Origin of the sequence: [Zimmermannella] faecalis ATCC 13722, from assembly GCF_000381765.1 — a bacterium.
GTDB classification, from domain to species: Bacteria; Actinomycetota; Actinomycetes; order Actinomycetales; family Microbacteriaceae; genus Gulosibacter; species Gulosibacter faecalis.
Map to the genome: position 1 here is coordinate 19,868 of NZ_KB907085.1, position 17,830 is coordinate 37,697.

At 68.8% G+C, this 17,830-nt stretch carries 12 protein-coding genes; 10 read left to right on the forward strand and 2 right to left on the reverse strand.

Annotated features, from left to right (window positions below; translation table 11 throughout):
• Positions 1–15 precede the first annotated feature (15 nt).
• From modA to G328_RS0112620, 8 genes are all read left to right on the forward strand, one after another.
• Complete coding sequence (gene modA / locus G328_RS0112585; protein ID WP_019619711.1) at positions 16–813, forward strand: molybdate ABC transporter substrate-binding protein; 798 nt, start codon at positions 16–18, stop codon at positions 811–813.
• Positions 810–1,598, forward strand: a complete 789-nt coding sequence (gene modB, locus G328_RS0112590) for a molybdate ABC transporter permease subunit (protein ID WP_026339888.1) — start codon at positions 810–812, stop codon at positions 1,596–1,598. Before modA ends, modB begins: the two co-directional genes overlap by 4 nt.
• Positions 1,595–2,632 (forward strand): sulfate/molybdate ABC transporter ATP-binding protein, encoded by a 1,038-nt coding sequence (locus G328_RS0112595; RefSeq protein ID WP_019619713.1) that lies wholly within the window; start codon positions 1,595–1,597, stop codon positions 2,630–2,632. The genes modB and G328_RS0112595 overlap by 4 nt, the downstream gene beginning before the upstream one ends.
• Before the next feature lie 23 nt (positions 2,633–2,655).
• A complete protein-coding gene (gene fdhD, locus G328_RS0112600; protein ID WP_019619714.1) occupies positions 2,656–3,540 on the forward strand; it encodes a formate dehydrogenase accessory sulfurtransferase FdhD in 885 nt (294 codons plus the stop codon).
• Positions 3,527–5,890 (forward strand): FdhF/YdeP family oxidoreductase, encoded by a 2,364-nt coding sequence (locus tag G328_RS0112605; RefSeq protein WP_019619715.1) that lies wholly within the window; start codon positions 3,527–3,529, stop codon positions 5,888–5,890. Before fdhD ends, G328_RS0112605 begins: the two co-directional genes overlap by 14 nt.
• A 161-nt stretch (positions 5,891–6,051) precedes the next feature.
• Positions 6,052–7,566, forward strand: coding sequence for an amino acid permease (locus G328_RS0112610; RefSeq protein WP_019619716.1), 1,515 nt, complete (start codon positions 6,052–6,054; stop codon positions 7,564–7,566).
• Positions 7,567–7,581: 15 nt separating this feature from the next.
• Positions 7,582–8,463 (forward strand): hypothetical protein, encoded by an 882-nt coding sequence (locus G328_RS16035; protein WP_019619717.1) that lies wholly within the window; start codon positions 7,582–7,584, stop codon positions 8,461–8,463.
• Positions 8,464–9,071: 608 nt separating this feature from the next.
• Complete coding sequence (locus G328_RS0112620) at positions 9,072–12,530, forward strand: glycosyl hydrolase (protein WP_083919650.1); 3,459 nt, start codon at positions 9,072–9,074, stop codon at positions 12,528–12,530.
• 244 nt (positions 12,531–12,774) lie between these two features.
• On the opposite strand, the gene G328_RS0112625 is transcribed toward G328_RS0112620, so the two are convergent.
• Both G328_RS0112625 and G328_RS0112630 read right to left on the reverse strand, forming a co-directional pair.
• The gene (locus G328_RS0112625; protein WP_019619719.1) at positions 12,775–13,809 is read right to left on the reverse strand and encodes a Gfo/Idh/MocA family oxidoreductase; all 1,035 of its coding nucleotides are present in this window, start codon (positions 13,807–13,809) and stop codon (positions 12,775–12,777) included.
• 26 nt (positions 13,810–13,835) lie between these two features.
• Positions 13,836–14,768, reverse strand: coding sequence for a sugar phosphate isomerase/epimerase family protein (locus tag G328_RS0112630; protein WP_019619720.1), 933 nt, complete (start codon positions 14,766–14,768; stop codon positions 13,836–13,838).
• A 165-nt stretch (positions 14,769–14,933) separates the two neighbouring features.
• Here G328_RS0112630 and G328_RS0112635 point away from each other — a divergent pair, with 165 nt between their 5' ends.
• The gene (locus tag G328_RS0112635) at positions 14,934–15,959 is read left to right on the forward strand and encodes a LacI family DNA-binding transcriptional regulator (protein WP_019619721.1); all 1,026 of its coding nucleotides are present in this window, start codon (positions 14,934–14,936) and stop codon (positions 15,957–15,959) included.
• A gap of 272 nt (positions 15,960–16,231) precedes the next feature.
• Positions 16,232–17,713, forward strand: a complete 1,482-nt coding sequence (locus G328_RS0112640; protein WP_019619722.1) for a sugar porter family MFS transporter — start codon at positions 16,232–16,234, stop codon at positions 17,711–17,713.
• Positions 17,714–17,830: the final 117 nt, after the last annotated feature.

A 17,830-nucleotide genomic window follows, 5' to 3' on the forward strand; every position in this document is an offset into this window, starting at 1 on the left:
AGCTACGCTCGGGACATGACGACTCTGCGCCGATTCTCGATCGTTGCTGCCGCCGCGACGCTGCTCCTCACCGGATGTTCCGCCGCTGACTCGCCCCACGTCACGTCTGGCGCCGGCAACGGCGACGCGGCCGCGAGCGAACCCGTCATCATCTACGCCGCTGCCTCACTGCAGGCGAGCTTCGACGAGCTCGCCGAGGCCTTCACGCAGGCGCACCCCGAGTATTCGGTCGACCCGATCACCTACGACGGCTCACAGGCGCTCGCAACGCAGATCGAAGACGGCGCCGATGTCGACGTCGTCGCATTCGCGAGTGAGAAGAGCATCGTGCCCCTCACCGACGCATCGCTCATTGGCGAGACGCAGCTGTTTGCCACGAACACGCTGCAGATCGCGGTGCCCGCCGGCAATCCGAAGGGTATCGAGCGTCTCGACGACCTCACCGACCCCGAGATCAGCGTCGTGCTCTGCGCCGTCGAGGTGCCGTGCGGTTCGGCAAGCGAGACGCTCCTCGACGACGCCGGGCTCGACATCACGCCCGTGAGCGAAGAGACGAACGTCACCTCGGTCGTCAACCGCATCGAAAACGGCGAGGCCGACGCGGGCCTCGTCTACGCAACCGACGTCATCGACGCCGGCGACAAGCTCGAGGGCATCACGCCCGACAACGCCGACTCGGCGATCAACCGGTACCCCATCGCCGTATCGCAGAACGCGAAGTCGCCCGAGGCCGCCGAGGCGTTCGTCGAGTTCGTGCTCTCCGACGAGGGCCAGGCGATCCTCGAGGCGCACGGCTTCGGCTCGGCCGAGTGACACTCCCCCGCGGAATCCGACTCGCGGCGGCAGTGGGGCTCGTGGCCCTGCTGCTGCCGCTCGTCGGGCTCGTCACGCGGGTGAACTGGCCGACATTCTGGAACGACCTCGGTTCGAAGGAGTCGCTCACCGCGCTCGGGCTCTCGGTCGCGACCGCGACGTGCGCGACCCTCCTCTGTCTCGTCGGCGGCGTGCCGCTCGCGATCATGCTCGCACGTGCGTCGCAGCGCACCGCCGCGATCGCCCGCACCCTCGTGACGGTGCCCCTTGTGCTGCCGCCCACGGTCGGCGGCCTCGCGCTCATCTCGCTGCTCGGGCGATCGGGCCTCATCGGCCAGCCGATCTTCGCCTCGACCGGGTTCAGCCTGCCCTACACGACCGTCGCCGTCGTCATCGCGCAGGCCTTCGTGTCGTTCCCCTTCCTTGTGATCACGCTCGAGGGCGCGCTGCGCACCTCAGGCACCGCGCACGAACAGGTCGCCGCGAGCCTCGGCGCGAACCCGTGGCGCGTGCTCACCCGAGTCACCCTGCCGCTGCTGCTGCCTGGGCTGCTCGCCGGCACGGCGCTCTGCTTCGCCCGGGCGGTCGGCGAGTTCGGCGCAACGGCGCTGTTCGCCGGCAACACCGCGGGCGTCACCCGCACGATGCCGCTCGCGATCTACACCGCGTTCAACGGCGTCGGGGTGTCAAAGGAGTCGGCCGTCGCCCTCTCGGTGCTCCTGCTTGTCGCGGCCGCCGCCATCGTCGGCGGCATGCGCTCGTGGCGAGAGGATCCGGTGCGATGAGCACACCGCTCCACGTCGATCTCACCGCGACTCGCGGCACGTTCGAGCTGCGCACCGCCTTCGACCTCGCGCCCGGCGAGCGCCTCAGCGTGCTCGGGCCAAACGGCGCCGGCAAGTCGACTCTGCTCGGCGCGCTCGCCGGCAGCGTCCCGGCCACCGGCACGATTCGCCTCGGCGACCGGATGCTCAACGGCGGCCGCCGCCCGGTCGCGCCCCACGCGCGCCGCATCACGCTGCTCGATCAGAAACCGAGGCTGTTCCCGCACCTCGACGCCCGCGCGAACATCGCGTTCGGGCCCCGCTCGCGGGGTGTGAGCCGGAACGACGCCGCCGCGATCGCCGACGACTGGCTCGGCCTGCTCGACCTCGCCGGCTTCGGCGACAGTAAACCCGAGGCGCTCTCGGGCGGGCAGCAGCAGCGCATCGCGATCGCCCGCGCGTTCGCCGCCGAACCCGACCTCGTACTGCTCGACGAGCCGTTTTCGGCGCTCGATGCCCGCACCGCGCCGCAGGTGCGCCGGCTCCTCCACGAGCAGCTGCAGGCGTCGCGCACGACGAGCATCCTCGTCACGCACGAGCTCGCCGACGCCTGGCAGTGGGCCGATCGGTGCCTCGTCATCGAGGGTGGCGAGGTCGTCGCCGACACCTCGCCGGCCGCGATCGCGTCGCGACCCGAGCATCCGTTCACCGCGGCCCTCGCCGGGTTCGGCGTCGTGCACGGCACGTGGTCGCGCGGGCGGCTCCTCGCCGACGGCCACGAACTCGCCGACGCGACGCCGATCGGGCCCATCGCCGAGGGCGACGCCGTCTTCGGCATCGCCGACCCCCGCGAGGTGCGCGTCGCCGCGCCCGACGAGCCGGGTGCGCTCCCCGGCCTCGTCATCGCCTCCTCGATTCGGGCGGGGATGCTCGAGCTCACCCACTCGTCGGGGCTCGTCGCCGAGGTGGCGGCGCCCACCACCGCCCCGTCGAGCGGCGACACCGTGTGGCTTCGCCCCGCCCGCATCGACGTGCGGCCCGCCCCGCATCGCTGATCCGCCCGGCGTACGCTACTGCCATGGGACGAATCACGACTTCGCGCCCCGTCGTCAAGGTCACGCTCGGCGAAGGCACGCGCCGCCGACCCGACTCGCTCGCGGTAGAGGAGCCGCTCGAGATTCGGGTGGCCGGCACGCCGCTCGCCGTGACGATGCGCACGCCGGGCCAAGATGTCGAGCTCGCCCTCGGCTTCCTCATCTCTGAGGGCATCGTCGCGAGCGGCGACGAGTTCCGCTCGGCGATCCACTGCGGTGGGCCCGGTACGGGCGGAACCGAGAACACCTACAACGTGCTCGATGTGAGCCTCGCCCCCGGCGTCGCGCTGCCGACCGACGCGCAGTCGCGCAACTTCTACACGACGAGCTCGTGCGGTGTGTGCGGCAAGGCGAGCATCGACGCGGTCGAGACCGTCTCGCACTACGACGTCGCCGGCGACCCGGTGACGGTCGACGCCGAGGCACTCGCGACGTATCCGACCGTGCTGCGCGACCACCAGGCCGCGTTCGACAAGACCGGCGGCCTGCACGCCGCGGGGCTCTTCGACGCGGCGACCGGCGAGCTGCTCGTGCTGCGCGAAGACGTCGGCCGCCACAACGCCGTCGACAAGGTCGTCGGCTGGGCCGCGCTCCAGGGCCGGCTGCCCCTGACCGGCTGCGTGCTGCAGGTCTCGGGCCGAGCGAGTTTTGAGCTCGCGCAGAAGGCCGTCATGGCGGGGGTTCCGGTGCTCGCCGCGGTCTCGGCGCCCTCCTCCCTCGCGGTCGAGCTCGCGGCCCGCGCCGGCCTCACCCTCGTCGGGTTCCTCCGCGGCCGCTCGATGAACCTCTACGCCCGCGCCGATCGCATCGTGATTCCTACCGACTCTGCCACCGCTGCCGCAAAGGAGCTGCACCATGACTACCACTGAACGCCGCACCACCGGCGGGGTCGACTACCCCGGTCAGGCGCTCGGGCTCATGCCCGACGTCCCGCGGCAGGGCGGGTTCGGCCCCGCGACCACCGGCAAGTGGTCAATCAACGCGCCGTACCACCACCCGGCCGCCGGCTGGGGCGCCGCGATGTCGGTCGGCAACGTGCTCGTGCGCGAACGGCAGCCCGTGAAGGGCACCGTCACGATGTTCCAGATGAACCACCCGGGCAAGGGCTTCGACTGCCCCGGATGCGCGTGGCCCGACGGCCCCGGCGTCACGCTCGACATCTGCGAAAACGGCATCAAACACGTCACGTGGGAGATGACGTCGAAGCGCGTCGGCCCCGAGTTCTTCGCGAAGCACACGGTGACCGAGCTCGCCGACTGGACCGACTACGACCTCGAAGACGTCGGTCGCCTCACGCATCCGATGGTCTACGACGCCGAGACCGACCGCTACCGGCCGATTTCGTGGCAGGGCGCGTTCGCCCTCATCGCGAAGCACCTGCAGGCGCTCACCTCCCCCGACGCGGCGTCGTTCTACACGTCGGGGCGACTCAGCAACGAGGCCACGTTTCTGTACCAGCTGTTCTGCCGCGAGTTCGGCACGAACAACATGCCCGACTGCTCGAACATGTGCCACGAAGCGTCGGGGCGCGCGCTCACCGCATCCATCGCGACGGGCAAGGGCACGGTCGACCTCGAAGACTGGGAGCACGCCGACACGCTGTTTGTGATCGGGGTGAACGCGGCATCGAACGCGCCGCGCATGCTCACGTCACTCGCCGAGGCGGTCGATCGCGGCGCGCAGGTCGTGCACGTGAACACGCTCCGCGAGGCCGGGGCGACCCGCACGATCGTGCCGCACGAGATTCTTGACATGGCGCGATTCAAGACGACCGACACGTCGACCGCCAACCTGCAGGTGCGCCCGAGCGGCGACTTCGCGCTCATGCGCGGCATGGCAAAGGCGGTGTTCGAGGCGGCCGAGACGGATGCGAGCGCGATCGACCACGAGTTCCTCGCGAACTACACAACCGGGCTCGACGAGTACCGCGAGCTCGTGGCGGCGACGCAGTGGGCCGACCTCGAGCGGCAGTCGGGCCTCAGCGAGGCCGAGATTCGCGATGCGGCAAAGATCTACCTCGACTCCGAGCGCACGATCATCGCCTGGTGCCTCGGCGTGAGCCAGCAGGAGTTCGCGGTCGACACGATTCGCGAAATCATGAACCTCCTGCTGCTGCGCGGCAACATCGGGCGGCTCGGCGCTGGCCCCTCGCCCGTGCGCGGCCACAGCAACGTGCAGGGCAACCGCACCTGCGGCGTCAACCACCACCCCACCGAGGCGTGGCTCGCGCGCATGGATGCGGCGACCGGCATCGTCTCGCCGCGCAAGTACGGCCTCGACACGGTGCGCACGATCGAGGGCATGCACCGCGGCGACGTGAAGGTGTTCGTCGGTATGGGCGGCAACTTCGTGCGGGCCGTGCCCGACCCGGTCATGACCGCTGAGGGCCTCGCCCAGTGCGAGCTCACCGTGCAGGTGTCGACGAAGCTCAACCGCTCGCACCTCACCCACGGCAAGGATGCGCTCATCCTCCCCTGCCTCGGCCACTCCGAGCGCGACCTGCAGGCGTCGGGTGTGCAGAGCGTGAGCAACGAGGATGCGATGAGCAGCGTGCAGCTGTCGAAGGGGCCGAAGCGGCCGGCGTCGCCGTACCTGCTCAGCGAGTGCGACATCATCGCGCGCATGGCGATGGCGACGCTGCCCGACACGCAGACGCCGTGGCAGTGGTACGTCGACGACTACGACAACATTCGCGACGTCATGTCGCGGGCGCTCGAGGGGTTCGAGAACTTCAATGAGCTCGTGCGCCAGAAGTACGGATTCCGGATTCCCCAGCACGCCCGCGAGCGCGTGTTCCGCACGCCGAGCGGCCGCGCGGAGTTCTCGCACGCCGACCTGCCGAACGTGGTGCCTGCCGACTCCGAGACGCTCGTGCTGCAGACGATGCGGTCGCACGATCAGTGGAACACCACGATCTACACGAATAACGACCGGTACCGGGGCATCACGAACGCGCGCGAGGTGGTGCTGCTCAACGCCGAAGACATGCGCGAGCGCGGCATCGAGCACGGCGACCCGGTCGACATCGTCTCGACGTCGAAGGACGGTTCGCAGCGGCGGGTGCGCCGCTACCTCGCGCTCGAGTACGACACCCCGCGTGGTTCGGCGGCGGGGTACATGCCCGAGATGAACGCGCTCATCGGCGCCGCCGACTTCAGCCCGCAGAGCGACCAGCCGCTCATGAAGAGCGTGCACATTCGCGTGATGAAGTCGGTGTAGGGGGGGGCGCGTCGTCGCGCGCGGTGCCGAGTGGGTGCATCCTCCGGCGAACGGCGGTACCGCACACCATGCACCCGCCCACCGCACGATGCACCCATTCGGTTGTCGGCGACCGCACGGCGAGTACCGCGAGCGCCACCGCGCGAGTACCGTAGACCCCCATGACCTCGCAGCCGAACCCGACCGCGCCAACCCCGACCGTGCGCGCATCCGCCTCGCCGCACGACGCACAGCCGCACCTGAAGCGAGCGCTGCAGAGCCGTCACATTCAGCTCATCGCCATCGGCGGCGCGATCGGCACGGGCCTGTTCATGGGGTCGGGCAAGACGATCTCGGTCGCCGGCCCCTCGGTGCTGCTGGTCTACCTCATCATCGGCGGGATGCTCTATTTCGTCATGCGTGCGATGGGCGAGCTGCTGTTGTCGCGCAAGTCGTACCGCAACTTCGCCGACATGACGGGCGACATTCTCGGCCCGTGGGCGGCCTACTTCACGGGGTGGACCTACTGGTTCTGCTGGGTCGTGACGGCGGTCGCCGACGTCATCGTCATCGCGTCGGTATACGTCGTGCACCTCGCACCGGCGCTGCCCGAATGGTCGCTGCCGGTCATCGCGCTCGTCGTCATCGCGATTCTCATCGGCCTCAACCTGCCGACGGTGCGTGCCTTCGGCGAGACCGAGTTCTGGTTCGCGATGGTGAAGATCATCGCGATCGTCGCGCTGATCGTCGCGGGTGTCGCGCTCATCCTGGTCGGCTACGAGAGCGAGCACGGCCGCGCGACCTTCGCGCATCTCTGGGCCGACGGCGGCTTCTTCTCGACCGGCTTCATGGGGTTCGTCGCGGCCTTCCAGATCGCAACGTTCGCGTTCGTCGGCATCGAGCTCGTCGGCACGACGGCGGCCGAGACGAAAGACCCTGAGCACAACCTGCCGAAGGCCGTGAACTCGATTCCGGTGCGCATCCTGCTCTTCTACATCGGCTCGCTCGTCGTGCTGATGTCGGTCATGCCGTGGACCGCGTACGACGCCGACAACTCCCCCTTCATTCAGGTGTTCGACGCCGCAGGCCTGCCGGCTGCGGCCGCAATCGTGAACCTCGTCGTGCTCACCTCGGCGATGTCGTCGGCGAACTCGGGCATCTACTCGACCTCGCGCATGGTCTACGGCCTCGCGACCGAGCGGGATGCGCCCTCGGTGTTCGCGCGCCTGTCGCGGCGCAAGGTGCCGCAGAACGCACTGTTCCTCACGGGCGTGATGCTGCTCTCGTCGGTCGTGCTGCTCGTGTTCGGGCTCGGCGAGTCGACGGGGTTCGCGATCGTGACCACCGTGTCGTCGCTCTGCTTCATGTTCGTGTGGAGCATGATCCTCATCAGCTACCTCGTCTACCGGCGTCGGCGGCCGCAGGAGCACGCGGCAAGCACGTTCCCCATGCCGTTCGGCCGGATCATGCCGTGGGTCGTGCTCGCGTTCTTCGGGTTCCTACTCTGGGCGTTCACGGGCGACGCGGATACGCGCATCGGCCTCGTCGCGACGCCCGTGTGGTTCGCACTGCTCGCGGTGGGCTACCTCGGGCTGCGCCGCACGCCCGCGCACCGTCGCGCCCGGGCCGAGCACCGCGCCTTCGCCGCCCGCGAGGTCGTGCTCGCGGAGCGCTGGCGCCGCGGGTCGGGCGAGTAGCGAAGGGGCGCTCCCGTGAAGTTCACGCGCGACACGCAGCGCGGCGCGTGGCTGCTCGATCGCGTCGGCGGCTGGGGCCGTGTCGGCGGCGTCGCGGGCACGGGATTCGAGGCCTACGCGCGCATCCTTCATCCCATTCACGCGTGGCGGTACGGCGATGCCGTCGACGAGTGGGGCGTGCCACGAATCGAAGAAGAAGCGCAGTGGGGCTGGGAGCAGGTCGCTGAGCGCAATGGCCGGGTCATGCATCCGCTCGTGCAGTGGCGGCGCCTCACCGACGACGAGACGGCGCTCTCGTTCGCCGATGGCTGGGAGGTTTCGCAGACCGAGGAGGGCCGGCTCGAGCCGGGTCTGCTCGCGGCGCTGACCACACACCTCAGCGACGCGACGTCGACTCCCGACGACGTCACCGCAGGCGTCTGGAACGGCTGGGGCGAGCTCCACGACGGCGCTTCACGGTACGCGGTTCTTGGGGTTGGCGCCGACGCGGCCGAAGTGGAACGCGAACGGGCGCGCCTCGAGGCAGAGGCTCGGGAGTCGGTCTCCCCCGAGGTGCGCGACGCTGCGCGCCATGGCCCGTGGCTCGAGTGGCCGGGCCGCGAATTTTTGCTCTTCGAGACGAGCCTCGCCGAGCTCAGCGACCCGGCATGGATACGCGGGGCTGGTCTCGGCGCGACGAGCGTCGACGACGGGGTCGCGCCGCAGCTGCTCTGGCCCGCCGACCGCGCGTGGGTGGTCGCGAGCGAGATTGACTGGGACTCGACGATCGTCGCCGGGAGACGCGAGCTCATTGCCGCGGTGCTCGCCGACCCAGCGTTCGAGGCATTCGAGGTCGACGAGCGCGCCGACCTCACCTGGGACGGCGACGCGCTCAACCCGCCGCGGCGCGAGCCCTGATTCGCGGGCTGGAACGCCCATGGGTTGTCACGAAGGCCCCGTCACACGCTGGTGTGACGGGGCCCTTCTGACAACCCATGCGAGATTACGGGTCGAACGACGCGGCGGCCTCGTGCGACGCGGATGCAGTGGGCACAGCCGAGCGCCACGGCCACACTTCACCGCGACACCCGGCTGCGCCCAGGTCGTTCGCGAGGGCGCCACATACGCGATTGCGCAGCGAATGCATCCGTTCAATTCTCGCGATTGAACAGCGTTGAACCGCGTGAAACGATCGAAGCAATACGAATCAACTTCGCCAGCAACTCCTGGAAAACGCGGCAATTCTCCGTTCACGTTCGGGAATGAACACGCCGCAGAGTACGGAATATTCCCGCATAAATTCGGGTTCCTAAGAAACCTTACCGACAAAATCCCCTGGTCAACACGCATCCACCCTGCTAGCCTCTGGAACGTCTGAAGCGATTCATATTTGCCGTCAATGCTGACGCCGACGACTCGATTTCTGACCCCCAGTGTCCCGACTATTCCGTGGGCGCATTTGTCGCGCCCCGAGCCGTCTCGTTCGATTTCCCACACATGGCCACCGCGCCAGAAAGCGATTCGCAATGACAATCCCCCTGACCAGAGGGCGACGATTCGTCGCGCTCACGGCGGCCGCCGTCGTGGCCACAAGCCTCACAGTTCCCGGCGCCGCGTTTGGTGCCAGCGCCGCGCCCGCCACCGCGAGCGCCGTCGACCCGGCAGTGTTCGCCGACCCGACCATCGACTACCGACCGGGCGTGCGCTGGTGGTGGCCGGGCAATGCCGCGAGCGAAGCCGACCTCATCGAGCAGCTCGACTACCTCGCCGAGAACGGCTTCGGCATGGTCGAGATCGTCGCCTTTTCGCAGTCGTATCTCGCGGAAGACGGTTCGAGCGGGTCAATCTACGCCGCCGAATCTGGCTACGACACTGAGGCGCTGCTCGACTACGAATCGCCCGAATTCTTCGCGAAGCTCGACGCCGTCGTCGCGCACGCGAACGAGCTCGGCATCACGGTCGACCTGAACATCGGCAGCGGCTACCTCGCGAACGACGACTCGATCGACCTCGCCGACAGCCAGAGCACGCTCGCCCTGGGCCGAGCAACCGTGCGCGTCGACGAAGCGGGCGCCGTCGAGCTCGTCTCGGGCGACATCGCGACCCCCGAGGGTTCGGGCGCCGTCGAGCTCGGCATCCCGGCCGCGGAGCCGAGCCCATTCTTCGCCTCGGAGATGTATGGCTACGACTTTGGCGAATGGGACCCCGATCTCGTCGATCTGAACGCCGTCATGCTCGCCCCAATCGCCGATGCGGGAGCACCGCTCCACAACGCGAACCAAACGCTCACGGGCGATTTCAGCGGCGTGAACACGTACGACGCGCAGACCGTCCTCGACCTCGACGCGGCGCAGCTCGCTTATCCGCTCGAGGGCGACACGACGTTTGGCGTCGACACGACCGACCTCGCGGCCGGCGACTACGAAGTCGTCGCGCTCTACAGCGCGGCGACGGGCGCCTACGGGCTGAACTCGATCATCGAGAACGCATCGGGCGACCGAAACTACGTCGTCGACCACCTGAACCCGAGCGCGATCACGAACCTCGTGAACGGATGGATCGGTGAATCCGACCTCGAGGGCATCGTGTCGTCGAACGACGTGCGCGCCGCATTCAACGACAGCTACGAGTTCTACACCGACATGAACTACAACGACCTCGTGCAGGCTGCCGCCGAGTCGACCGAGTTGCTCGGCTACGACATCACGCCGTACATCCCGACGCTCTACTCGATCTATGGCGACTCGTTCCTAATTCAGGGCACCCCGACCGTCAAGGCCGAATACGCCGAGCTCGGCCTCGAGATCCCGCAGGTGAGCCCGTTCGGTGGCGGCAGCACGCCACTGCTCGCCTCCGACCTCAGCGAAGCCGAGGCGGCACGCATTACGTACGACTATGGCCAGCTGCTCAACGCCCAGTTCCTCGCGGGTATGGAGGCGTTCTCGAGCGCGCTCGGCGAGTACGGCATCGACTATCGCCAGCAGGCCTACAACCCGCCGGTCGACACCCTGCAGTCCGCGGAGTTTGTGGACATCCCCGAGACCGAGGGCCTCGACGAGTACTCGATCAAGCAGGTCACCTCGGGCGCCCACCTCTACGGCAAGAACCTCATCACCTCTGAGGTGTTCACGCTCGGGTCGGTACCGTTCCAGATCACGCCTGAGTTCATGAAGCAGGGCTACGACCTCATGGCAACGAGCGGTGTGAACAACTTCTTCTACCACGGGCTCAGCGCCACGTATTACGGCAACACCGACCCGTCATTCACGTCGGACGACAACCTCTTCGCTGAGGAGGGCTGGCGAGCCTGGCCGACCATCGGTGTCGAAATGGCGAACACGGCCGGCATCGCCGCCTACTACGGGGCGATGAATGACTACGCGGCGCGCGCGAACTACGTCATGCAGCTCGGTTCGAGCAGCAGCGACGTCGCGATCTACATGCCGCTGTTCGGCAGCCTCGCAAGCGGCGGCGGCTTCAACGGCGAGCCTGCCACGCCGCTCACCGCAATCTCAACTGCGAACGCGAACGGATGGGCGTGGGACGCGATCAACGACGACACGATCCAGACGGGGCTGACCTGGAACGGCTCGCAGCTCATCGCCAATGGCGGCCACGCGACGTTCGACGCGCTCATCGTCGAGAGCAACACGGTTCCGGTCGAGACGATGGAAGCGCTCCAGCGTCTGCAGGACGGCGGCGCACCCATCGTGTTCGTCGGGAGCGCACCCTCGCAGCAGCCGAGCTTCGCCGGCGGCGACTTCGCCGCGGCCGACGCCACCGTCGCCGAGATCGCGAGCACGATGGGCGCACCGCTCGATGCGGCGTCGCTCGTGTCGACGCTCGACCCGGTGATCGCCGCCCCGATCTCGTACGCCGAGAACGAGGACATTCGCTTCGCGCGGCGCACGGTCGAAACCGGTGGCGAGCTCGCCTACGTGCGCAACACGTCGAGCGAACACGCGACGACCGTCGACCTGCAAGTCGCGAGCGAGTTCGCGCAGTGCTGGTGGCTCGACCCCGAAACCGGGAACATCCACGACGCCACGGTGACCGACGGCGTCGTCACGGCAGCGCTCGACCCGGCCGGCGCGGCCATCCTGCTCTGCGAGCCCGCGGGCGTGGGCTTCGCCGACGGCGCGACGACGCCCGGCGTCCCCCTCGCACTCGACACCACCGATCGCGCAGTCGTGCACGAGCTCTCGGACTTCACCCTCGAGGTGACGGCCGACAACGTCGGCTCGGCGCTCCCCCACGACGAGCAGACGGTGACGCTCGAAGGCGACGTGTTCGGCGACTGGTCGAGCGACGAGTTCGCCGACGGTCAGCTCAAGTACGTCACCGATTCCGGCACGTACCGCACCGAGGTTGAGATTCCGGATGCGAGCGACCTCGTTGAAAATGGCGCGGTGCTGTCGCTCGGAGAGGTGCACGACGCCGCCACCGTGCGGGTGAACCCGGGGACCGACCACGAGTTCGAGACGCAGCTGTTCTCGGCGCCGTACGAGGTCGACATCGCTCCGGCGCTCGTCGACGGCACGAACGTTATCGAGATTGACGTGCAGCCCGTGCAGAACAATCGCCGCGAGGGCCTGAAGGAGCTGTACCTCAGCGATCCCGTCGCCTACGTGCAGTATCAGGCGTACGAGAGCCAGCATGGCGGCGACGAGCTCATGCCCGCGGGCATCATCGGGCCGGTCGAGCTGACGAGCGCCGACGAGAGCGTCGCCGAGCCCGGTGCAACGCCGACGCCGACGGCGACGCCAACGCCGGGCCCGAGCGCGACCGAGCCAGGTGCGACCGACGGCGCGACCCCGCCCGAAACTGGCGGCCCCGACGCCGGTGGCCCCGACGCATCCGGTGACGACCTCGCGACGACCGGCGTCGACACCGGGCTCCTCGCGACGCTCGCGGCGCTCGGCCTGGGGCTCGTGGCTGCAGGCACCGCGCTTGCGCTCCGCCGTCGAGCCCACGACAGCGAGTAACCCGCCGAACGGGCCGTGGCCCTGCGCACCAGTTGCGCAGGGCCACGGCCCGCATCCGGCGAGGCGACACGGATGCGGTGGGCACAGTCGAGCGCCACGGCCGCACTTCCCCGCGACACCCGGCGCCGCCCACCGCATCCGAAGCGGCGACACGGATGCGGTGGGCGCAGCCGAACGCCACGGCCACACTCGCCCACGTCGCCCACCTTCGCCCAGGTCATTCGAGACCTCGGCGACGCGCGACCTACCGGTACAGCTCCGGCCGCTCGATCGTCGAGACCCCAACCCGGCGCGCATCGCCCGCGCGGAGCGACTCGACTACCGCCTCGGCGACGGCAGCCGCGGCGTATCCGTCCCACGCGGTCGCGAGCCCGAACGAGTCGGGCGATGCACCGGCGCGAATCGACGCGATCCAGGCCTGCAGCTCGCCGCGGTACGCCTCGGCATATTTGCGGGTCGAATCGACGGGGAACGCCGTGCGGTGCGCGAGCGCGTGCCGCGTATCCGTCAGCGGCAAATCGCGCAGCGACTGCGTGCCGCGCTCAAACACGAGTTCGCCGCGCACCTCGTAGCCGTACTCGGCACTCATGAAGAGCTCGAGCGTCGTGAGCACGCCGTCGGCCGTCTCGAGCAGCACGAGTTGCGGGTCGCGACGCGTCGTGCGCGACGACGACTTGCCGGCCTGCCACGACACCGTCGTGACCTCGCTGCCGAGCAGCCACGGAACGAAGTCGAACTCGTGCACCGCCGACGCGGTCACAGTGTGCTCGGAGTCGCCCGGATACGGGTCGACGTTTCGGTGTGCGCAGTGCAGCATGAGCGCCTCGCCGAGCTCGCCCGATTCGCGCGTCTGCCGCAGCTCCATGCAGCCGGGGTCGAACCTACGCATGAACCCGAGCGTCACGCGCGGCGCCGCCCCGTCGCTCGCGAGCTGCTGCTCAAGTTCGAGCACCTCGAGGCACTCGGTGGCCGTCGGCGCGAGCGGCTTCTCGCAGAGCACGTGCTTGCCGGCCCGCAGTGCCGCGAGCGTGAGCGGAACGTGAAAGTGATCCGGCGCCGCGATGATCACGGCGTCGACGTCGTCGGCCGCGATTGCCGCCGACGGGTCGACCTCGACGCGGGCGACCGTCGAGCCCGACTCGGCGATCACCTCGGCCGCGCGTTCGGTGTCGAGGTCGGCGAGCACCGCGAGGTGGGCACCCTTGATTTCGCGCTCAACACGAAGGGCGTGGTCGGCGCCCATGAGGCCGGCGCCGATGACCGCGATTCCGATGGTCATGTTGTTCCTTTCCTTTCGGCGCCCGGCTATTCGGCGAGGGCGGCGCGGAGCACGTCGACCGAGGCGGTGAGGCCAGCCTCGGGCGTCAGCGCAACGTCTTCGTGCTCGATGCTGAGCACGCCGTCGTAGCCGGCCGCCGCGAGGGCCGCGCAGAACTCGCGCCAGAACTCGACGCCGCCCGGGTGCCCCTGACCGAGGGTCACGTAGTTCCACGCGCGCGCGTCGCGCTCGGTGAAGAACGCCGTCTCGAGTCGGGTGCGGGTGGCAACACTCGGCTCGATGCGGGTGTCTTTCGCGTGCACGTGGTAGATCGCGCCCTCGAGCGCGCGCGCCGACGCAACCGGGTCGGCGCCCATCCACATGAGGTGGCTCGGGTCGAGGTTCGCGCCGACGAGGTCGCCAACCGCCTCACGCAGGCGCAGCGCCGTCGGCGCGTTGTAGACGAGCTGATCGCCGTGGGTCTCGACCGCGATGCGGCGGATGCCCTGGTCGCGCGCGAACTCGACGAGCCCGCGCCAGTACTCGGTCGCGGTCGCCCACTGCCGCTCGAGGTGTTCGCCGTTTTCGCGCGGCCACGCGGTCGTGATCCACGGGGCGACGCGATCACCCGGGTAGACAGCGGGCAGCCCCGACATCATCACGATCGTGTCGACACCGAGATGTGCCGCGAGCCGCATCGTGTCGCGGGCAACCGCATCCTGCTCGGAGCCGGTCTGCGGGTGCAGCACGTTGCCGCTCGCGTTGAGCGCGCCGAGGCGCAGGCCGCGGGAGGCGAGCTGCTCGGTGAGCTCGTCGCGACGGTCGGCGCTGTCGAGCAGTGCCGGCAGGTCGACGTGCGGGGCCGACGACCAGTTGCCGGTGGCGATTTCAACTTCGGTCACGCCGAGATCGGCCACGACGTCGAGGGCGTCGGGTAGCGAGAGGTGGGCAAGTCCGTCGGTGATGAATCCGATGTGCATGAGGTCTTCCTTGACGTGTGCGGGCCGTACGGTGTTTGGATGCGCGAGTAGAGCGCTCGACGCGAGGGTACGGCAAGAATGGGGCATTGTCATGACAATTTCCGCAATGCCTCTCGCCGCCCGCGACATCGCACCGAAGCCCCGCGGGAGTGCAATAGTTATGCAATGGCGAATTCGGATGGGCAGGGCGACTCGCGCGCGTCGGTGACGATGGAGAATGTCGCGCGCGCGGCCGGAGTGTCGCGTGCGCTCGTCTCGAAGGCCTTTCGCGGCAAGGGCGTGAGCGAGGCCTCGCGAGCGGCGATCTTCGCGGCAGCCGACCAGCTCGGGTACCGACACAACCGCCTTGCCGCCAGCCTCGCATCCCAGCAAACCGACACGATCGGATTCTTCTTTCTCGACCTCTATAACGAGGTGTTTGCCGACATCTACACGGGCCTCGCCCGGGTCGTTGAGCGCGCGAACAAGCGCATCGTGCTCGCGATCGGCGACCCTCGGCGCGGCGACGGTCGCGAGGCGGTCGAGAGCCTGCTCGACATGCGGGTCGACGCGATCGTGCTCGCCGGCACCCTGCTCGCCGACGAGCAGCTCGAGGCGCTCAATCGGTCGACTCCACTCGTCGCGGTGACCCGGTTCGTCGCGGGAATCGACTCGGCCGGCGTCGACGATCGGCTCGGCGGGCGCCTCGCGACAGAACACCTCGTGCAGCTCGGGCACCGCCGCATCGCCTACATCAGCTACCACCGGCCCGAGCAGGGATTTTCCTATCTCGAGCGCGCCCGCGGGTACGCCGACGTGCTGGCCGATGCCGGCGCCTCCCCAATCGTCGCGTACACCGACTTCACCCGCGAGAGCGCCCGCGAGGCGGCCCGCGAGCTCCTCACCTCGCCCGATCGCCCGACCGCGATCTTTGCCCACAACGACCTCCTCGCGCTCGGTGTGATCGAGGCGGCGGCCGACCTCGGCCTCGAGGTGCCGCGCGACCTCTCGATCGTGGGGTACGACGACATCCAGGTCGGGTCGATCCCCGGCATCGGACTCACGACCGTCAATCACCGGGCGCAGCGACTCGGCGAGGTTGCCGCCGAGATGGCGCTCGCGCCGCGGGATGCCGCGCAGCAAGTCGCGCGCCACCGAATGTTCGACCCCGAGCTCATCGTGCGCGCGACGACCGGCCCCGCACCCGAGTAGCGGGCGACGCATCCGCCTCGCCACCGCGCATCCGTCCTCGACAACCCGCCAGCTCCGCGCCCCCGCAATCACCCCGCAGCGACCGGCGCCGCCAGCGACAACTGGCGCGGTCATAACGGCGCCAGTTGTCGCCAGCATGGCCACTCACGAACCCGGCAACAAAAGAATGTCGTGACATTCACCAAAGGGCCCGGTACTCTCGTCGGAGCGTAGAGCGCTCTACACCTCAACGAGGTCGAACGCCACCCTCCACGCACCGACGAAGGAGTCACATGTCTCACAACACGAACCCGCTCGAGGCCGAGCTGCCGCCGCTTGGCGAGGCTGGGCCACATCGAAAGCGGCTCGGCCTCATCTCGATCGTGGCCTGCCTCGGCGGCCTGCTCTTCGGCTACGACACGGGCGTCGCGAACGGCGCCGAGGGGCCGATGGCGCAAGACCTCGGCCTCGACCTGCTGCAGCTCGGACTCGTCATCTCGATTCTTTCGTTCGCCGCCGGCGTCGGCGCGTTCCTGGGTGGCAAGCTTTCGGATGCGGTTGGCCGGCGCCGCGCGATCATCGTGCTCGCGGTGCTCTTCTTCGGCGGCACCCTCCTCGTCATCTTCTCGCCCGGCGGCGGCGGAGAGTTCAACGCCTTCGGATTTGCGACGTTGCTCGCCGGGCGCATCACGCTCGGCCTCGCGGTCGGCGGCGCCTCAAGCGTCGTGCCGGTGTACCTCGCCGAGCTCGCGCCCTACGAGATTCGCGGCTCGATCACGGGCCGCAACGAGCTCGCGATCGTGTCGGGCCAGCTCGCCGCGTTCGTCGTGAACGCCGCGATCGCGAACACTCTCGGCGAAGAGGGCGGCGTGTGGCGCTTCATGTTTGCCGTGTGTGCGCTGCCTGCGGTCTTCCTCTTCTTCGGCATGCTGCGCATGCCCGAGTCACCCCGCTGGCTCGTCGAGCACGGGCGCTTCGATGAGGCCCACCGCGTGCTCGAGTCGGTGCGGTCGCGGTCGCGCGCCGACGCGGAGTTCACGCAGGTCGAGCAGATCGCGAACGAAGAGCGCGAGGCGAAGATCGGCTTCGGCGCCCTGTTCAGCAACAAGTGGCTCGTGCGCATCGTTGCGGTCGCGGCCGGCCTGTCGATGATCCAGCAGCTGACCGGCATCAACTCGATTATGTACTTCGGTTCGCGCGTGCTCGAAGAGGCGGGCATGACGCCCGAGCAGGCCGTGCTCGCGAACATTTCGTTCGGTGTCGTCGCGGTGCTCGGCGGCATCTTCGCCCTGCGCAACATGGACCGCATCAACCGCCGCACGACGTTCCTCATCGGCCTCTCGCTCACGACGACGTTCCACGTGCTCGTCGCGATCGCCGCCAACGTGTTCCCCGAGGGCCACCCGGCCCGCGCCGTCGTGATTCTCGTGCTCGTCGTCGGCTTCGTGCTGTCGATGCAGAGCTTCCTCAACATCGCCGTCTGGGTGTGGCTCGCCGAGATCTTCCCGCTGCACATGCGCGGCCTCGGGTTCGGAATCGCCGCGTTCTTCGGTTGGACCATGGGCGGCGTGCTCGCCCTGTTCGTGCCGACCCTCATCGACTGGTCGCTCACCGGCACGTTCGTCGTGTTCGCGGCGATCGGCGTCGTCGCGATCCTCTACGTGTGGCGACTCGTGCCCGAGACTCGCGGTCGCACGCTCGAGGCGCTTGAAGACGACGTGACGACCGGCGCGATTCACACCATCACGAAGTCACAGCAGACCCACGCCGAGTAGGCGCCGCGAAACCCCGTGTATCCGATCGGGTCGAGCACCAGCGGTGCTTCGGCATCGGATACGCGGGGTTTCGTCGTGCGCGGCAGGCGCCACAGGCACATCGAGATGCCTATACTC

Coding starts and splice junctions, on each gene's coding strand:
- modA (WP_019619711.1), top strand. CDS start 16: ATGACGACTCTGCGCCGATTCTCGATCGTTGCTGCCGCCGCGACGCTG.
- G328_RS0112595 (WP_019619713.1), top strand. CDS start 1,595: ATGAGCACACCGCTCCACGTCGATCTCACCGCGACTCGCGGCACGTTC.
- fdhD (WP_019619714.1), top strand. CDS start 2,656: ATGGGACGAATCACGACTTCGCGCCCCGTCGTCAAGGTCACGCTCGGC.
- G328_RS0112605 (WP_019619715.1), top strand. CDS start 3,527: ATGACTACCACTGAACGCCGCACCACCGGCGGGGTCGACTACCCCGGT.
- G328_RS0112610 (WP_019619716.1), top strand. CDS start 6,052: ATGACCTCGCAGCCGAACCCGACCGCGCCAACCCCGACCGTGCGCGCA.
- G328_RS0112620 (WP_083919650.1), top strand. CDS start 9,072: ATGACAATCCCCCTGACCAGAGGGCGACGATTCGTCGCGCTCACGGCG.
- G328_RS0112625 (WP_019619719.1), bottom strand. CDS start 13,809: ATGACCATCGGAATCGCGGTCATCGGCGCCGGCCTCATGGGCGCCGAC.
- G328_RS0112630 (WP_019619720.1), bottom strand. CDS start 14,768: ATGCACATCGGATTCATCACCGACGGACTTGCCCACCTCTCGCTACCC.
- G328_RS0112635 (WP_019619721.1), top strand. CDS start 14,934: ATGGCGAATTCGGATGGGCAGGGCGACTCGCGCGCGTCGGTGACGATG.
- G328_RS0112640 (WP_019619722.1), top strand. CDS start 16,232: ATGTCTCACAACACGAACCCGCTCGAGGCCGAGCTGCCGCCGCTTGGC.